17 protein-coding genes are annotated in these 16,382 nt (G+C 68.2%); 6 read left to right on the top strand and 11 right to left on the bottom strand.

What is annotated here, in order from left to right; all coding sequences use genetic code 11:
* Positions 1–120 precede the first annotated feature (120 nt).
* From K5S26_RS03665 to K5S26_RS03655, 3 genes are read left to right on the top strand one after another with little or no spacing between them, the layout of a single operon-like run.
* Positions 121–399 (top strand): ArsR/SmtB family transcription factor, encoded by a 279-nt coding sequence (locus K5S26_RS03665; protein ID WP_221856140.1) that lies wholly within the window; start codon positions 121–123, stop codon positions 397–399.
* A 3-nt stretch (positions 400–402) separates the two neighbouring features.
* On the top strand, positions 403–795 hold the full coding sequence (locus tag K5S26_RS03660; RefSeq protein ID WP_246603573.1) for a VOC family protein: 393 nt from the start codon (positions 403–405) through the stop codon (positions 793–795).
* On the top strand, positions 792–1,199 hold the full coding sequence (locus K5S26_RS03655) for a toxin-antitoxin system YwqK family antitoxin (protein ID WP_221856138.1): 408 nt from the start codon (positions 792–794) through the stop codon (positions 1,197–1,199). The genes K5S26_RS03660 and K5S26_RS03655 overlap by 4 nt, the downstream gene beginning before the upstream one ends.
* Before the next feature lie 43 nt (positions 1,200–1,242).
* Here the strand turns inward: K5S26_RS03655 and K5S26_RS03650 are convergent, their stop codons facing one another.
* From K5S26_RS03650 to K5S26_RS03605, 10 genes are all read right to left on the bottom strand, one after another.
* Positions 1,243–2,424 (bottom strand): MFS transporter, encoded by a 1,182-nt coding sequence (locus tag K5S26_RS03650; protein WP_221856137.1) that lies wholly within the window; start codon positions 2,422–2,424, stop codon positions 1,243–1,245.
* Between the two features lie 304 nt (positions 2,425–2,728).
* The gene (locus tag K5S26_RS03645; protein ID WP_221856135.1) at positions 2,729–4,441 is read right to left on the bottom strand and encodes a copper resistance CopC/CopD family protein; all 1,713 of its coding nucleotides are present in this window, start codon (positions 4,439–4,441) and stop codon (positions 2,729–2,731) included.
* A complete protein-coding gene (locus tag K5S26_RS03640) occupies positions 4,438–5,178 on the bottom strand; it encodes a YcnI family copper-binding membrane protein (RefSeq protein ID WP_221856133.1) in 741 nt (246 codons plus the stop codon). Before K5S26_RS03640 ends, K5S26_RS03645 begins: the two co-directional genes overlap by 4 nt.
* Before the next feature lie 64 nt (positions 5,179–5,242).
* Positions 5,243–5,833, bottom strand: coding sequence for a DUF5134 domain-containing protein (locus tag K5S26_RS03635; protein WP_221856131.1), 591 nt, complete (start codon positions 5,831–5,833; stop codon positions 5,243–5,245).
* Between the two features lie 124 nt (positions 5,834–5,957).
* Positions 5,958–6,146: a hypothetical protein gene (locus K5S26_RS03630; protein WP_221856129.1), complete on the bottom strand. Its 189-nt coding sequence runs from the start codon at positions 6,144–6,146 to the stop codon at positions 5,958–5,960.
* A 28-nt stretch (positions 6,147–6,174) separates the two neighbouring features.
* Entirely contained in the window at positions 6,175–8,427 is a 2,253-nt protein-coding gene (locus K5S26_RS03625; protein WP_221856127.1) for a heavy metal translocating P-type ATPase, read from the bottom strand.
* Positions 8,424–10,412, bottom strand: a complete 1,989-nt coding sequence (locus K5S26_RS03620; protein WP_308122781.1) for a cytochrome c oxidase assembly protein — start codon at positions 10,410–10,412, stop codon at positions 8,424–8,426. Before K5S26_RS03620 ends, K5S26_RS03625 begins: the two co-directional genes overlap by 4 nt.
* A 76-nt stretch (positions 10,413–10,488) precedes the next feature.
* Positions 10,489–10,716, bottom strand: a complete 228-nt coding sequence (locus tag K5S26_RS03615; protein WP_221856123.1) for a heavy-metal-associated domain-containing protein — start codon at positions 10,714–10,716, stop codon at positions 10,489–10,491.
* A 77-nt stretch (positions 10,717–10,793) separates the two neighbouring features.
* Complete coding sequence (locus K5S26_RS03610; RefSeq protein WP_221856122.1) at positions 10,794–11,600, bottom strand: M56 family metallopeptidase; 807 nt, start codon at positions 11,598–11,600, stop codon at positions 10,794–10,796.
* 4 nt (positions 11,601–11,604) lie between these two features.
* Entirely contained in the window at positions 11,605–11,988 is a 384-nt protein-coding gene (locus tag K5S26_RS03605) for a BlaI/MecI/CopY family transcriptional regulator (protein WP_221856120.1), read from the bottom strand.
* Positions 11,989–12,178: 190 nt separating this feature from the next.
* Between K5S26_RS03605 and K5S26_RS19115 the strand changes: the two genes are divergently transcribed.
* Positions 12,179–13,120, top strand: a complete 942-nt coding sequence (locus K5S26_RS19115) for a PDR/VanB family oxidoreductase (protein WP_221856118.1) — start codon at positions 12,179–12,181, stop codon at positions 13,118–13,120.
* 24 nt (positions 13,121–13,144) lie between these two features.
* Here K5S26_RS19115 and K5S26_RS03595 read toward each other — a convergent pair whose 3' ends face one another.
* Positions 13,145–13,756: a DUF5134 domain-containing protein gene (locus K5S26_RS03595; RefSeq protein ID WP_221856116.1), complete on the bottom strand. Its 612-nt coding sequence runs from the start codon at positions 13,754–13,756 to the stop codon at positions 13,145–13,147.
* A gap of 75 nt (positions 13,757–13,831) precedes the next feature.
* Here K5S26_RS03595 and K5S26_RS03590 point away from each other — a divergent pair, with 75 nt between their 5' ends.
* Both K5S26_RS03590 and K5S26_RS03585 read left to right on the top strand, forming a co-directional pair.
* A complete protein-coding gene (locus K5S26_RS03590) occupies positions 13,832–15,268 on the top strand; it encodes a PepSY-associated TM helix domain-containing protein (protein WP_221856114.1) in 1,437 nt (478 codons plus the stop codon).
* Between the two features lie 94 nt (positions 15,269–15,362).
* The gene (locus K5S26_RS03585; RefSeq protein WP_308122743.1) at positions 15,363–16,364 is read left to right on the top strand and encodes a FecCD family ABC transporter permease; all 1,002 of its coding nucleotides are present in this window, start codon (positions 15,363–15,365) and stop codon (positions 16,362–16,364) included.
* Positions 16,365–16,382 lie beyond the last annotated feature (18 nt).

The following is a 16,382-nucleotide window of genomic DNA, read 5'->3' as shown; positions in this document are numbered from 1 at the left end:
ATCCTGGCACTCTGCGACGACGATCAGGCGGTCCCGCTGACTCGCGCCCGACCCCGCAAGCGCCTTCATCGACATCGAGCCCCCTTGACATGCAAGTGACCACTTGCCTATGTTCGCGACGTGGGAGACCTCTACCAGGCGCTCGCCGACCCGACCCGTCGGCGGGTGCTCGACGAGCTGACGGAGCGGGACGGGCAGAGCCTGTTCGAGCTGTGCGGGCGACTGGCCATGCGGCACGGCATCACGTCGAGCAGGCAGGCGATCTCCCAGCATCTCTCCGTCCTGGAGGACGCGGGGCTCGTCAGCTCGCGCCGCTCGGGACGGACGAAGCTCCACCACCTGCACACCGAGCCGCTGCGCGCCATCCTCGAGCGCTGGCCCGTCGACACGAAGGACTGAGACATGAGCATCCGCATCAACCTGACGAGCGTCTTCGTCGACGACCAGGCCAAGGCGCTCGACTTCTACACGACGCGCCTCGGCTTCCTGCCCAAGGCCGACGTGCCGATGGGCGACTTCCGCTGGCTCACCGTCGTGGGGCCCGGCGAGCCCGACGGCACCGAGCTGTTGCTCGAGCCCGACCAGCACCCGGCGGCGAAGGCCTACGCGGCGGCGCTGGTGGCCGACGGCATCCCGGCGGCGTCGTTCGCGGTGGACGACGTCGTGCGGCTGCACGCCGAGCTCTCGGCGGCGGGCGTCCGCTTCACGCAGCCGCCGACCCCGATGGGGCCCGTGGTCACCGCCGTCCTCGACGACACGTGCGGCAACCTCGTCCAGCTGGCGAGCCCCGCGTGAGCGCCGTGCCGGAGTCGCCGAACGCGCGCGACGATCAGGGGCGCCCGACCGGCCGGTGGACCGAGCCCGACCCGCACGGCGGTGTGATGGTCGGCGACTACCTGGACGGCGCTCGGCACGGCGTCTGGCGGCACTTCTCGAACGACGGCCGCCTCCGCTCGGAGGGACCGTACGAGCACGGCGCCCTGCGCGGCACATGGACCTGGTATCGCGCGAACGGCGCCCTTCTGCAGCGCGGTCGCCTCGACGGCGATGTCAAGCACGGCCGGTGGGAGCGCTGGGACGCCCAGGGCCGCCCGCTCGACGCCGGCGACTACGACCGCGGCCGCAAGACCGGCGAGTGGGTCGCCTACAACCCGGACGGCACGGTCAAGGCGGTGCGCAGGCACCCCGACGCGCGCTGAGCACCGCACCGGCGCAGCATGCGCCGTCCAGCGGGCCCGGCCGTCACGACGATCCCCGACCCGCCGGGTCGACCTCGCCTATGGCCCCCTCTGACACGGCGAGGTCCGTCAGGCGCGACACGCGCCGCAGCGGCGACACGGCGACCCAGACCACCGTCGACAGGCAGAGGACGGCGCCGATCAGCAGACCGGTGCGTGCGCCCAGCCATTCCCCGGCGATCCCGCCGGCCAGGGCGCCGATCGGGATGGTGCCGTAGGTGATGGTCCGCATCGTCGCGTTCACGCGGCCGAGCAGGCGGTCGGGGGTGCGGAGCTGACGGATGGTGATGAGCAGCACGCTCGAGGCCGCCACGCCGAGACCGTTCAGCGCCATGGCGGCAGCGATCAGCCCGACGGTGACCCCGACTCCCAGGGAGCCGTCGACGAGCGGCAGGAAGAGCAGCGCGGCGCACTCCACGCTCGCGCACGCGATCAGCACCAGGCCGACCCTCGGGCGTCGCGAGAGCGGCGATGCGAGCGCCGCTCCGACCAGCGCACCTGCGACGCCCACGGCGAAGACGAGGCCGACGTGCCCCTCCTCCAGGTGGAGATCGCGTGCGGCGTACAGCACGAGAAGCAGCGTCACCCACTGCGCGAACGGGTTGTACAGCGCCGAGAACCCGACGTTCGCGCGCAGGTACGGGTCCTTCAGCACGTGCCCGGAGCCGTCGCGCAGTTCGCGGAGGAAGTCGCGCCGGCCGGCGGCGGGCACCGTCTCGGCGGATCGGATCCCCGTGAGCGCGATCGCGGAGATCAGGTGCAGTCCGGCGTTGACGCCGAGGGTCACGGCGGCGCCCGTCAGCTGCAGCAGCGCCCCGCCCAGTCCGGGGCCGCCGATCTCCCCCGCCGCAGCGGTCCCCTGGAAGCGCGAGTTGGCGCCGCTGAGGCGCTCGCGCGGCACCAGCGACGGGATCATCGACTGATAGCCGATCTCGTAGACCACCGTGCACGCGCCGAGCAGCACCAGCACCACCGCCAGCAGCGGAAAGCCCAGCATCCCGACCGCGGTCACGCCCACCAGGCACAGCGTCAAGAGGGTCCTGCCGATCTCGGACGCCACGAGCAGCCGTCGGCGTCGATGACGATCGATCATCACGCCGAGCGGGAGGGACAGCAGCAGGAAGGGCAGCCACTGCATCGCGCCGAGCAGCCCGAGCTCGACGGAGGACACGTGCAGGGTCGTCACGGCGATCAGTAACCTGCGACCCCTTGACCCCCAGGTAGACGGTTCCCCCAGATTCCTTGATTTTCCGGGCATCTCTGTCCCTCAGAAAGCCCGATTTCACGTCATGGATTGCATGGTTTGCATGCATCAGGTCCCGGACAGGTCCCGGCTCTCGGTAACCATCGATGACCCCAACACACGTTTATGTGGGGTTTACGGCAGGCATGTGATCCACGTCTGTCCACAGCAAGGTAGGTATCAGCATCGCGCAGGGACCTTGAAGGCTGTAGCTCTTGCAAGCCACCAACCTTGCTGCGGGCATGTGTCAACGCACGGCAATAGGGATGGTCACGATCGGCTCAGCAAAGGTCGATACTCGCGCGATCACCTGCACTTGCCACTCTCCCGCGACGGGCATTTCCAGTTGCGCCGAGTAGCCGCCGGTGGTGGGGTCGAGTTCTGCGGTGGCTTCGAACGGCCCAAGGTCGTGTTCGGGTAGTCGAGTGCGGATCGTCACTTCGTCGGGGGTGACGGGCTCACCGTCGTACTCGAGTGTGAAGGTGATGCGGTTCTCACCGGTCAGCGCCGGCTCGAGCTCACCTTCGAGAGATAGACCTTGGGCGTCCGCGTCGAGGGTGACGGTCTGTGCGGTACCGGCTGAGCTTCCCGTTGTCGTGTCGTGATGTTCATGCGCGGGGCTGAGGTTGGTGAGGAACCCGGTGAGGAGCAGAACAGCCACGAGCAGCGCGGCCTCGTAGGCGAGCGTTCGATGCAGTGTGTGCCACTGCATGCGAGCGGTCGGTCGTGCGGAGATCCTGGGGAGGAGACGGAGCCTGTTGTAGGCGGCGATCGCGATGACCGGGATCACGATCCCGATCTTGAGCAGCAGGGTGAGTCCGTAGCTCGTCGTGACGAGCGTGTCGAGGCTTCCGACGATCATGATGCCCATGATCGTGCCGCTGATCGCGAGGAGGGCGACGCTCCAGACCGCGAGACGGGAGAACCTCTGCACGACCTTCACCGCAAGCGTCGGCGCGGTAGCGTTGCCGGTCGCCCGTGCGGAAGCGAGGAACAGAAGGAGGCCGAGGACTCCTCCGATCCAGAAGCTCCCGGCGAGAAGGTGTCCGAGGTCGGCCCCGATGATCAGGGCGCGCGGTTCCATCAGCTGGGTGTGCCCGACCAGGACCGGCGCGGCCAGGGCAAGGAGCGTCATCAGCACGGCGAGCAGGCGGGTTCCTCGATGCTGCCTGCTGCGCCTCGCCAGCAGTGTGGCTCCGACGACCCCGGCGCAGACGACGACTGCCGCAGCCACCGGCGCCCAGAACACGCCTGTCCACCATGCTGCCGGGTCAATGACGGCGACGAGGCGTTCTCCGGTCACGTTGAGCGCCGACGCGGGGATGAGCAGCAACGACGCCGCAGCCGCTGCGATGCCGGTGACTCTCATGATGGCGAGCGTCCGGTGCTCCGGCGGTGAGACGTTGCGCAGCACGAGGCGTTCGAAAAGGAGCAGACCGGCGAAGACGAGGAGCGAGAGGTACTGCAGTGCCGTCAGAGCACTGACGGCGAACGCGGTGCCCTGCGGTGTCGTTGTTTCCACCAGCGGTGCGTTGGTTGGGCTTCCCGCGGCGTCGCCGATCGTGAAGGTGATCGCGCCCGAGATCGGGTGCCCGTCGGCGGAGACGACGCGATAGCTCAGGGCGTATGCGCCATCGTCGAGCGTCGCGGGCAGTGGGGCGATGACGCTGGTGTTGCTGACGTGCGCGTCGAGGGTGAGCGGTTCTTCATCGCCGGGAAACAGGCGGATGCTGCCATCGATGAGCTGCACGGGCTCATTGAACGTCAGCACCGCCTCGGCAGGTGCCTGGTCGAGCGCGGCGCCGTCTTCGGGCGTCGTCGACAGCAGTTCCGCGTGCGCGGACGCGGCCTGCGCTCCTGTGAGCACGAACGCCCCTCCCAACAGAAGCGCGGCGAGCACGCGGAGTGGTCCGAGGAGGCGGTTCCGCGACCTGTGTTTCCCGGCGGTGAGGATGCTCACGCCTTCTTTCGTCCCCTCAGCAGGGCGATCACGGCGACGATCAGGCCGATGCCGCCGATGGCGAGGGAGGTGATCACGAGCGGTGTCTGATCCGCCGGTGCCGCTGCTGAGGTTGTGTCCTCGTCGTGCCCGTCGGCGGTCGCTTCGGTGGCATCATCGTGGCCGTGGGATGCGGTGTCGCTGGCGGCGACCACGTCGACGCTGGGGGCGGGTGCGTCCAGGTCGTGGCCGTCCTGGCCTTCTTCGGGGATCTGCACCCAGGCGGTCTCGCCCTGCTCGCACGTCTGCACGGTCGGGAAGTACAGAGTGGTGTCGGCGGCGTCCTCGGGGATCTGTAGGGAAAGTTCGAACGCGTCCCGCTGACCGTCGGGGAGCGGCGTCGTGGCGGTGTAGACGACCTGCGCGACCCGCTCGGTGACCTCGTTGCCGTGACTGTCGGTGATCGGGGTGTCAAGATCCTCCATCACCTTCTCGACCGTGTACAGGCTGTTGCGGGTCGGGGTGACGGCGTTGATCCCTTCGGGGATCTGGATCGCGACCTCGGTGGTGGCCGACCCGTCGCACCCGTGCGGGACTCCGAAGGTGAGGATCGAGTACGAACCCGCCTCGACCGGGCCTTCTGCGATGCTGACGTGTGCGCTGGCGGCGACCGCACCGCCCAGGACCAGTGCGACGGCCCCGGCGAAGGCTCCGGTTCCAATCAGAAGGGGCCGCTTCTTGCTGCGTCGTGTGCTCATGGTGATTTCTCTTTCTTGTCGGGCCGCGTCGAGACGGCAGGTGATGAGGGTGGTGCAGGTGTGTTCAGCCGGTGATCATGGGCCAGCACATCGCGGCCATGCCGAAGCTCATGAGCGTCCCGGACGCGACGTCTCCGGTGTGTCCGAGCCAGGTGGTGCGACCGCGCACGCAGCGGATGAGCTCGACGAGGAAGATGACGCCGGCCGTTGCCATTGCTGCGGTGATGGCGACGCCGGTCAGCGCCGCCCACAGGTCAAGGCCACCGTGGTGGTGCGTGTGCGCGGCGGAGTCCGTACCGGACGGCATGGCGAGGATCATCCAGACCATCGCGAGCATCATGATCGCGTGGGCCACCTGGTGCCAGGGACTGTGCCCGCCGACGGATGCTCTGCGGATGCGACGCTGCGACTGGAGCACGGCCACCAGGGCGAACCACATCGTGCCGGCGATGAACACGAGCAGCTGCGGGAGGGCCGGGATCACGGCCCACCAGGGCCAGCACATGGCGATCATCGCGAGGCTCATCACGAGGTGTAGGCCGTCACCGATGATCAGGAACGGCTTACGGTCGTTGACAAGCCGGAGCGCTGAATACGCGGCGGTCGCGGAGAAGGTGAGCGTCAGCACCCATTGGAGCACCGGGTCAGACAGCATGCCACACACCTTATCTCTACAACATGTAGTAGTCACAGTAGTAGAGCGAAGGAGCTCGCGTCAATACGCCCGGCTCACCTCTTGCCTCAGGGGTTCCGCGCGTCGCGCTCTCGCCTCGAGTACGTCAGCGGCGGCGTCGCCATTTTCGGCGGATGCGCTCGACGCTGTTGCGGATACGGAAGACGGCAGAGTCCCATTCTTCGCGAAGCGTGGGGTCAGGCAGCTGGGGCGGCCTCGGTGGCGTGGTGAATGCGATCCAGAGGATGAGGACGTAGAGCAGCGCCGCGAAGGAGAGGGGCAGGAAGAGTTCCACGCACATCCACCTCTCGACTTCGACCGCTTTACCGGGTGCTGCGCACGCGTTGGATGCGGAGGCTGTTGTAGACGACGAGGACGGAGGACAGGGACATCGCGGCCGCGGCGATGAGGGGGTTGAGTAGGCCGGCTGCGGCGATGGGGATCGCGGCGATGTTGTATCCGAAGGCCCAGCCGAGGTTGGTGCGGATCGTGCGGAGGGTCTTGCGGGAGATCGTGATCGCGTCGGGGATGACGTGGAGGTCGTCGCGGACGAGGATGATGTCGGCGGCTTTGAGGGCGATGTCGGTGCCGGAGACGAGCGCGAGCCCGAGGTCGGCAGTGGCGAGGGCGACGGCGTCGTTGATGCCGTCGCCAACCATCGCGACCTTCTCCCCTGCTGCTTGGAGCTCGCGGACGACGTCGGCTTTCTGCGCGGGGGCAACGCCGGCGTGGACGCGTTCTATGCCGAGCTCGGCGGCGATGCGGGCGCCGGCAGCGAGGCTGTCCCCGGTGAGGAGCACGGTGGTGAGGTTCTGGGCGTGGAGCGCGCTGATGGCGTCGGCGGCGCCGGGTTTGATGGTGTCGGCGAGGGCGAGCAGGCCGATCAGGTGCCCGTCGCGGGCGACGAGCGCGACCGTGTGCCCCTGTTCGTGGGCGTCTGCGAGTGCGGTGGTGGCGGGGGTGAGGTCGATGCCGTGCTCGCGGATCAGGTCGGTGTTGCCGACGAGGAGGGTGCTGCCGGCGATGCGGGCGGTGGCGCCGAGGCCGGGGAGCGCGGTGAACTCCTTGAGCGGATGGAGGTCGGTGATGTGACTGCGGGCAGCGTCCTGAATCGCGCGGGCGATCGCATGCTCGGAGCCCCGCTCGACGGAGGCAGCGAGGCGCCAGAGCTCGTGCTCGGGGATGTCGAAGGCGGTCGCGGTCTCGACGGTCATGCGTCCGGTAGTGAGGGTGCCGGTCTTGTCGAGGACCACGGTGGTGATGGTGCCGGAGGCTTCAAGGGCGTCATGGCCCTTGATGAGGATACCGAGGGTCGCAGCCCTCCCGATGCCGACCATGAGCGCGGTAGGGGTTGCCAGGCCCAAGGCGCAGGGGCAGGCGATGATGAGGACGCTGATCCCGATGCCGAATGCCTGCGCGAACGGGGTTCCGGTGAGCGTCCAGGCGACAGTGACGATCACGGCGAGGGTGATGACGGCGGGCACGAACCAGGTGACGATGCGGTCGACGAGGTTCTGCACGCGCGCTTTGCGTGCTTGTGCCAGTTCGGTGAGGGCCGCCATCTGCGCCAGTTGCGTGTTCGCGCCGACCGAGGTGGTGGTCACTTCGAGCCGGCCGTCGGTGCTGATCGTGCCGCCGGTCACCGATGCACCGGGGCCGACCGGGACGGGGACGGGCTCGCCGGTCATCATGCTCGCATCGACCGCGGCTGTGCCCGCACGGACAGTGCCGTCAGCGGGGATGGTCTCCCCCGGGAGGACGACGAAAATGTCGCCGATCCGCAGCGCCGTTGCAGGCTCGATCGTCTCAACGCCGTCGCGGACGACCCGGACGTGGGTGGCGGCGAGAGCGTTCAGCGCCCCAAGCACGTCGCCGGCTTTACGACGGGAGCGGGTCTCGAAGTAGCGGCCGGCGAGCTGGAACGTCGTCATGCCGGCGGCGACGTCGAGATAGATCGAGTCCGCACCTGCGGGGGTGACGCCGAACCCGAGCCAGTAGCCGGCGGCTTCCGTGGTGCCGAACCCCAGCAGCAGGGTGAGTATCGCCCACCCGAACGAGGCGGCGATGCCGAGGGAGACAAGGGTGTCCATGCTGACCGCGCCGTGACGGAGGTTGCGGAGCGTGGCCCGGTGAAACGGCCACGCCGCCCAGGTGACGATCGGCAGCGCCATCAGCACGCACACCCATTCCCAGCCGGGGAACCGCCACCCGGGGACGAGGGCGAGGACGATGGTGATGTCCATGAGAGGGACCGTCAGCAGAGCCGAGACCGCCAACCGGCGGCGCAGAGAGGAGATCCGCACCTCGGTGGCGCGCGCAGACCAGGCGTCGTCGCTGCCGTCGCGCAGGTGCGCACCGTATCCGGCGTTCTCGACCTGACGGATCGCCGTGTCCACCTCGCTGTCCGGAAGACCTGTGACGATGGCGCGTTCGGTGGCATAGTTGACGCTCGCTGTCACGCCGTCGAGCTTGCCCAGTGCGCGCTCGACGCGTCCGGCGCACGCGGCGCAGGTCATCCCGGAGATGTCGAGCTCCACGGGTGCGAGCACCGCTGGGGCAGTGTCCGTCGTCGTCATGGTCGTGTTTCCTCTCGGACGGCTGGCCGGGGGCCGGGGCGGGCGGCGTCCCGGTCGGCGAGGCGCTGGAGCATCTGGTTGTAGGCGTCGTATTCGTCGTCGCGGCCGGTGTCGATGTGCCGGTCCTTGCGGCGGGCATCTGTGGCGTCCTGCCTGCTCCACTGGATGGCGAGTGCGACGATGACGATCATCAGCGGGATCTCCCCGCCCGCCCAGGCCACTCCCCCGCCGAGGTACTGCTGGGCCTGCAGGTCGGCCCACGGCAGGTCGAGGTAGCGGTAGAAAGTCTCGGCGATGATGACCGGGCTGGTCATCAGGATCACCCCGAAGAACGCGTGGAACGGCATCGCCGCCAGCACGTACCCCAGCTTGCCGATGTGCGGCAGGGGCCGCGGGGGCCGGTCGACGCCGATAATCAGGCTGTAGTACAGGTACCCGACGATGAGGAAGTGTACGTTCATGAGCTGGTGCGCCCAGTGGAACCGCATGTAGTCGCCGAAGAGGCCGGTGAGGTACAGGCCGTAGTACGAGCCGATGAAGATGATGAAGACGGTCAGCGGGTTGTAGAGGAACTGCAGCACCCGCCAGTGCAGCACCCAGGTGATCCAATCGTGCAGGCCTGCGGGCTTGTTCCGGTCGGAGCGGCTCGCGCGCAGCAGCAGCGTGACGACGCCGCCGAGGACGAGGAGGCCGGGGGCGAGCATGTTCAGCGACATGTGCACGATCATGTGCACCCCGAAGTCCGGGGCGGAGTACTTCCCAAACCCGGAACTGGTGGCGACGACCACGACCGTCCACCCGCAGATCCACGCAGCCGTCCGACCGAGCGGCCACCGGTCTCCCCGACGCCGTAGCGTGCGCACCGCGATCAGGTAGACCGTGACCGCCGCTGCGGCGATGCCGAGGAAGAGGAGATTGGGACGCCACTGCCCGAACAGCACCGTGAGCGTCGGGGCATCGGGCACTTCAAAGCCCATGAAGACCTGCTCGATGCTGGTCGGCACGAAGTACTGCGGCGGCGGCTGCCGGGTCATCGCGACACCCACCCCGGTCCATCCCACCACCGCCACCGCAGAGAGCGAGAGTAGCCCGGTGAGGTTCCCCGCCCGCAGCACCCCGCGCCGCGCGAGCATCACGGCGGTCACGAACGCCCCGGCGAGGATCGCCAAGAAGACGAACCCGGCGAGGATGAGCCACCCGGTCAACGAGGAGGTGATGTCGCCACCGGCGAGTTTGAACACGGCGATGATGACATCGGTGATCACGATGACAGGGAGCCCGACGGCGCCAATCCGAAACAGTCGCCGCAGCGTCACGGGCGAGACGAGTCTCCCGGAGAGCACGCGCAGGGCCGCGACGGCGATCGCGCCAAGGAAGGCGTTCACGGCGATGGTCTGGAAGATCGCCGCGTCGCTGCCGAAGTCGTGATCGGGCCCCACGAGCACCTGACCGGAGACGACGGGGGCGAGCACGGCGATCGCGGTCGCCCACAGCGGGATCAGCAGTCCCGTCCAGCGTTCCGCGAAGAACGAGACGAAGAAGACGATCAACGCCGCCAGGAAGCTGATGGTCCACGCTTTGGGTGCGTAGCTCGCTTCCCAGAGGTACGGCAGAGCGCCGGGAGTCGCCAGTCGCTCTAGCGGGGTGCCGTTGGAGTCGAGTGCCTCGAAGACCACTAGAGCTCCGGCAAACAATCCCCACGCCCCGGAGGCGATACGGAGCACGGAGATCTCGAATCCGTCCGAGAGATACCGTGCCCGACGGGCAGGCGCATCGCGCAAGAACAGCAAGTGAACCAGGGCACCGCTGGTCACCAGCGTGGCGAGATGAGCACCCGACAACAGCGCGGTGGTGGCAACGGCGACATCGACGCCCGGGTAACCGACATGCAAACGTTCGTAGGGTTCGTCGCCGAGTACGACGGCAACGACAACCGGGAAGATCACGAGAACCGCGACGGTTACCGTGACAAGGACCGCGGCCACCGCGGCCAATGGCTTACGGACGCGAGGGTCGGTGGCAGGTACGAGAGTTGCGGCGGAAGCGTGGGGTGCGCCGGTGTCAGACATTCGTCGCGGCGGGCCACGCCCGCACGGTATAGCCGGCGTCCTGGACGGCCGACTCCACCGCTGCCTGTTCGAGCGGCGTCTCGTGGGTCACCTGGACACGGCCAGAGGCGGCGTCGACCTGGACATCGACGATGCCCGACACGGCGGACAGCTCGGCGGTGACCGCACGTTCGCAGTGCTCGCAGGTCATCCCGTTCACCCAGAACTCGAACTCGGCCATGACCACTCCTCTTGACGCCGAACAACTCTCCTTAACTCTACATCGTGTCGTAGACGGGGTCGTCGGTGCGAGCGAGGTCAGGCGTGTGCGAGGGCGGTGGCGCGCCTCTTTTTCGGTGTCTTCCACCGGCGGAGGGTGAGCCGGTCAGCGCGAAGCTCCAGTCCTGGGTCGGCTGTCACACGCCCCATGGTCGCCAGGGCGTTGGCGAGGTGGACGGCGCCGGCCCGCCGGGCCGCGGCGTCGTCCGCGATGAGCTCGATCAGCAGAAGCGTGGCGCGTTTGAGCGCCCGTCCGGCGGGGAATCGGCGGGGGACACAGAGGGCGTTGATCTCCGCGATTCGGACCGCCCACCCATGATGCTGACGCAGATGGGCACGCTCGTGCTCGATCACCGCGCGCAGCTGCGGCTTGCTCAACAGCTTTGTGAGGGCCGTCGACAGGAAGATCTCCGGGTCCTTAGAGGGCACGGCGCATGCGGTCGGCTCATCCGAGTCGAACCACACGAGGGTCACCCCGTCCGACTTCTCGCGGGAGACGGCGACCGGTGCGAAGCGACCGACGGCCTCGCGCCAGGAGTCAGCAAGAGGTTCCGCGGAGGCGGAGACGAAGGCGATCACCGCCGCGAGCACGCCGAGGCTCAGCCAGCCCACGACCGTCAAGAGCATGCCCTCGGCCGGCGCGTGTACCTCTCCGACCTCGACGCAGCACAGCAGGGCCGTGGTCGCGGAGGCTCCCGCAAGCCCGATGCCGGCGAAGAACGCGAGGAACCAGAGGGTCAGTGCGGTACGCGGATGGCGCACCTGCCATCGCCCGGCGGTCAGCACGAGAGGCGCGAGCAGCAGGACCAGCGCGGCGGCGGCGAGGAAGGAGCCGGTGACGATCACCTGCTCACCTGCGCTTGCGGGACGTCTTGCCGGTGATCGCGCTGCGGAGCAGATCCAGGTCCTCGTCGGCGAGGTTTCCCGCGAACTGCAGCAGTGCGGCCTGCCGGTCGCCGGCTCCGTCGAGGGCGGTCATCATCGACCGTCCGACGTGTTCGTCGCCGGATCGAGCGGCATGGAAGCGGACCTTTCGCGGGGAGTCACCGGAGCGAACGACGTCGCCCTTCTTCTGCAAGCGTTCCAGCGCGGTCATCAACGTCGTGTAGGCCGGGACGTGACCGGTGAACACCGCCTGAATGTCGCGCGCACTCAAGGGCTCCGAGGCGTCCCAGAGGATGCGCATGACCTCGCCCTCGAGTTCGCCTCGTTCGCGCGTACGCTCTCCCGCCATCTGGCACCTCCGGCACTCAGTCTAGTCGCTATCAAATCTACATGATGTCGTAGACTTTTGGGCGTTCTGCCCGCTCCCATCGCGAGGATCTCCGCCCGTGGCTCCCTCCCTCTTCCGCTCTCGACGCTCCACCGCGAAAGCTCCCGCCCCGAGACCGGCTGGGCCAGCTACAGGGCAGAGGCTCGTGCGCGTGGCGCGGAAAGAGGCCGTGTCCGATCGCGCCGTGCTGCTGGAGCTGCTCGCCGCCGATGACGCGCTTCTGGGGCCGTTCACGCCGGGCGCGCACGTCGACCTGCACATCGGCCCGGGCGTTGTCCGGCAGTACTCGCTAGTCGACGTGGAGCGGAGTGCGGGCTCCTACGTGATCTGCGTGCAGCGCGAGCCGGCCGGTCGCGGAGGCTCGATCGCGGTGCACGACAGCATCCGGGAGGGCGATACCGTGCAGATCTCTCTCCCGAGGGACACGTTCGGCATGGTTGAGCCGGCCGGGCGCGTCGTTCTGCTGGCGGCAGGGGTGGGGGTCACCCCGCTGGTGTCGATGGCGGCGCATCTTCATCGTTCCGGCGCGGACTTCGAGTTTCATGCGTATGCGCGCTCCGCACCCGCGCTCCCACTGCGTCGTCACCTGGAGTCCGCGCCCTATCGGGATCAGCTGGTCGTCCACGACAGCAGCCTCGGCGACTCGTTCCGCTCCTTCGCGCCGACGGGCCTCACCCAGCCCGAGGAGGGCGGTGCGGTGTATGCCTGCGGTCCGGAGGGTTTCGTCACTCTGGCCCGGGACCGTGCGCTCGAAGCGGGGTGGCGCCCGGAGCAGTTCCGCAGTGAACGGTTCACACCCGCAAGCCCGACCCCATCAGGCGACTCCTCGCCGTTCACCGCGATCGCCGCATCGACGGGCGAGAGGATGGCGGTGACACCCGACGAGTCGATCGCGGATGTTCTGGAGCGGCACGGCTACGACACCTACCGCTCATGCGGTCAGGGCTACTGCGGCTCGTGCGTGACCAGGGTCATCTCGGGCGTGCCGGACCATCGGGACGATACGCAAAGCGCCGAGGAGCATTCGACGAACTCGCACATCAACGTGTGCTGCTCCCGGTCCCTCACCCCGGTGCTCGAGCTGGACATCTGAACGTCAACGGGACGCGCGCGTGGGTCAGAGGTTCATGAGCCAGAGCATGGCCCCCATGCCTGCCGCCATCAGCGCGTGGCAGAAGGCGTGCAGGCGGTGACCCTTGGTCACGACGGCTCGGTACAGCCACCACGCCGCGCCTACGGCGCAGACGATGACGAAGGTCGCGTTGACGGCATCGGCCCAGGCGGGGGTCGCCATCAGCCCCATTTCCTCACCACCGCCGTGGTGGCCGGCATGCGCTGACCCTTCGTCGCCGGCCATGTCCATTCCTGCCATGAGCAGCGGCATGGCTGCGAGCATCCAGATCATCGCGGCGTTGAGGGCGATGTGCCCGGCGAGGTCCACGCGGTGCGGGAGTCCGTGGGCGCGGCGGAAGCCGGGGATGAGGGCGAGGGCGAAGATCGCGAACAGGGCGATCTGCGCCCACGTCACCGCATCCAGCACGGCAACCCAGGTCATCAAGATCATCGCGGCGCTCATCACCGCGTGGTTGATGTCGATCAGCTCCTCATCGGCGAGCCCCTCGACGCCTGGCGTACGTCGGGCGCGGCGTGCGATGAGGTCTCCGATGCAGATGAGACCGGTGGCGAGGAAGACGACGGTGAGGATGATGTCCCAGGGCGATGCGATCACCACACCAGCTTACTACTACAATATGTAGAGTTATTTCGTTTCTGCTCGCCGTACCCGCTTTTGAGAGGCCCGCTGATGACCGCTGTCCAGACAGAGACCGCTGACACTCCCCCCGTCGCGGCCCCGTCGCCGAAACGACGAAAGACGAACTGGTTCGGGGCGTTCTGGCGCTGGCACTTCTATGGTTCTCTGATCGTCATCCCGGTGCTGTTCGTGCTGGCGGTGACAGGGATGACCTACATGTTCCGCGCGGAGGTCGACGCTTTCACCCATCCGGGAGTCCTCACCGTCACCGCACCCGAGGGAGCGGAGCGGCAGGAGCTGTCCGTGCAGGAGGAGGCTGTCCGCGAGGCGTTCCCCGACCGCCCCATCCTGTCCGTGGTGGACCAGACCGGGGACCGGGCGACGGTGTTCGTGACCGGCCGTGAGGATGGCGTCAACGCGAACGTCTACGTCGACCCGTACACGGCAACGGTGACCGGGGAGCTGACCGCGGATCAGCTGATCTCGGACTGGGCCGAACGCATCCACGGCGACCTGCTGATCGGCGAAGAGGGCATCGGAGACCGCATCGTCGAGCTCGGCGGCAGCTGGGCGATCGTGCTCACTATCACCGGGTTCATCATCTTCTTCCTCGGGCGCCGGCCCCGCAAGGCGGCACAGGCGAAGGGCGTCAAGGGGGCACGCCTGCGCGGATGGCACGCGATCGTGGGCCTGCCCGTCGGCCTGGGCATTCTCATGCTCGTCGTCTCCGGCCTTCCCTGGACGGGCGTCTGGGGCTCCGTGGCGCAGCAGGTCGCGGCCGGCAACGGCTCTTCGCTATGGGGGCAGGACCCGGGTGCGGAATCCACGATCGATGACCTCATCGAGAGCACCAGCGGCACCAACGCGGAAGCCGGTTGGGCGATCGGTAACGGCCCGACCGGCACGAGCGAGAGCACCGGCACGGTTCGGATCTCGATCGATGACGCCGTCGCCGCGGCGCGCGCCGAGGGGGCGCCCGAACCGTATTCGATCATCTACCCCGACGGGGACACCGGTGTGTTCAGCGTCATGTCGAGCCAGTGGAACGACAACGGCAACCCCGCCGAGTCCGAGGTGAGCCTCGAACGCACCATCCACGTCGACCAGTACAGCGGCGACATCGTCGGGACGTACGGGTACGACGACTACAGCATCGCCGCGCAGGTCGTCTCACAGGGCATCGCCGTCCACGAGGGACGCCGCCTCGGCGTGGTGAACACGATCCTGTCGACCCTGTTCTGCCTGGCCGTGATGTTCATGTGCGTCTCCGCGCCGATCATGTGGTGGACCAGGCGCGGCACCGCATCCGGCATGGCCGCACCCCGCGCGAAGCTGCCGGTCTGGGGAAATTGGCTGCTCGTGGTCGTCATGCTCGGCCTGGGGATCTTCCTGCCGCTGTTCGGACTGTCCCTGATCGTCATCTTCGCCCTGGACCAGCTGTTGATCCGTCGCCTGCCGCGGATGAAGAAGTTCTTCGGCAGTGTCTGAGCCCGTACCGCAACGGATCTCCCCTCCCTCGGAGGCGAGCGTTGTCGAAGGCACCCGGCAGCGCCCTCGGGTGGTCTGGCCGTGGTATGCGGGAGTGGCCGTTGCGCTCGTGCTGGCGGTGATCGGCGGGGTCTCTTTCGGGTCGGTGTCCGTTCCACCCGGCACGGTGCTGTCGATCTTCGGGCACCACCTGATGGGCGTTCCCGGTGACGGATCGTGGAGTGGTGCCGAGGAGTCGATCGTGTGGAACGTGCGCCTCCCCAGGGTGATTCTGGGTGCCGCGGCCGGAGCAGGCCTGGCCATGTGCGGGGCGACGTTGCAGGCGATGGTCCGCAACGTTCTGGCTGATCCTTATCTGCTCGGCATCAGCTCGGGAGCATCGACGGGCGCGGCAGCGGCGATCCTGTTCGGCGTCGCCGGCGGGCTCGGCGCCTATGCACTGCCGTTGAGTGCATTCGCGGGCGCGCTGGTCGCCGCCGCGGGAGTGTACGCACTGGCCCGATCGGGTGGGCGGATGACGTCCATCCGGCTGGTGATGGCGGGGGTGGCGATCGGCTACGTACTCTCGGCCACGACCAGCATCCTGGTGTTCTCTTCAGACTCTCCCGAAGGCTCCCGTTCGGTGATGTTCTGGCTGCTGGGCTCGCTGGCCCTCGCACAGTGGAACGCGACCGTCGTCGTGGTCATCCTCGTCGTCCTGCTCAGCGCCGGCATCCTGTTCCTGTGGGGACGCAAGCTCGATGCCCTCTCCATCGGCGACGACACGGCACTCACCCTCGGAATCGCACCCGGGCGGCTTCGGGTTCAGCTGCTGATCGTCGTCAGCCTCTGCATCGGCACCATCGTCGCCGCATCCGGCTCCATCGGTTTCGTCGGACTCGTCATCCCCCATCTGGCCCGCCGCTTCGCCGGTGCCGTGCACCGGCGAATGCTGCCGCTCACCGGGCTCCTCGGCGCGACCTTCCTCGTTGCCGCCGATGTCATCGCCCGCACCGTCTGGTCGCCGCGCGAGCTCCCGATTGGGATTGTCACCGCCCTGGTCGGCGCCCCCTTCCTCATCCTCCTCGTGCGGCGCTTCCACGCGTCCACCACCTGACCGCCACCGACCCCAACC

Origin of the sequence: Microbacterium marinilacus (genome assembly GCF_019753765.1) — a bacterium.
GTDB classification, from domain to species: Bacteria; Actinomycetota; Actinomycetes; order Actinomycetales; family Microbacteriaceae; genus Microbacterium; species Microbacterium marinilacus.
The sequence above is the reverse complement of the archived record's forward strand: the minus strand, read 5'-3'. Positions and strand labels throughout refer to the sequence as shown.

What these genes read in the sequence shown, in the direction of transcription:
- K5S26_RS03615 (WP_221856123.1), bottom strand. Translation starts at nt 10,716, where the DNA reads ATGGCCGAGTTCGAGTTCTGGGTGAACGGGATGACCTGCGAGCACTGC.
- K5S26_RS03590 (WP_221856114.1), top strand. Translation starts at nt 13,832, where the DNA reads ATGACCGCTGTCCAGACAGAGACCGCTGACACTCCCCCCGTCGCGGCC.
- K5S26_RS03635 (WP_221856131.1), bottom strand. Translation starts at nt 5,833, where the DNA reads ATGCTGTCTGACCCGGTGCTCCAATGGGTGCTGACGCTCACCTTCTCC.
- K5S26_RS03625 (WP_221856127.1), bottom strand. Translation starts at nt 8,427, where the DNA reads ATGACGACGACGGACACTGCCCCAGCGGTGCTCGCACCCGTGGAGCTC.
- K5S26_RS03640 (WP_221856133.1), bottom strand. Translation starts at nt 5,178, where the DNA reads ATGAGCACACGACGCAGCAAGAAGCGGCCCCTTCTGATTGGAACCGGA.
- K5S26_RS03605 (WP_221856120.1), bottom strand. Translation starts at nt 11,988, where the DNA reads ATGGCGGGAGAGCGTACGCGCGAACGAGGCGAACTCGAGGGCGAGGTC.
- K5S26_RS03660 (WP_246603573.1), top strand. Translation starts at nt 403, where the DNA reads ATGAGCATCCGCATCAACCTGACGAGCGTCTTCGTCGACGACCAGGCC.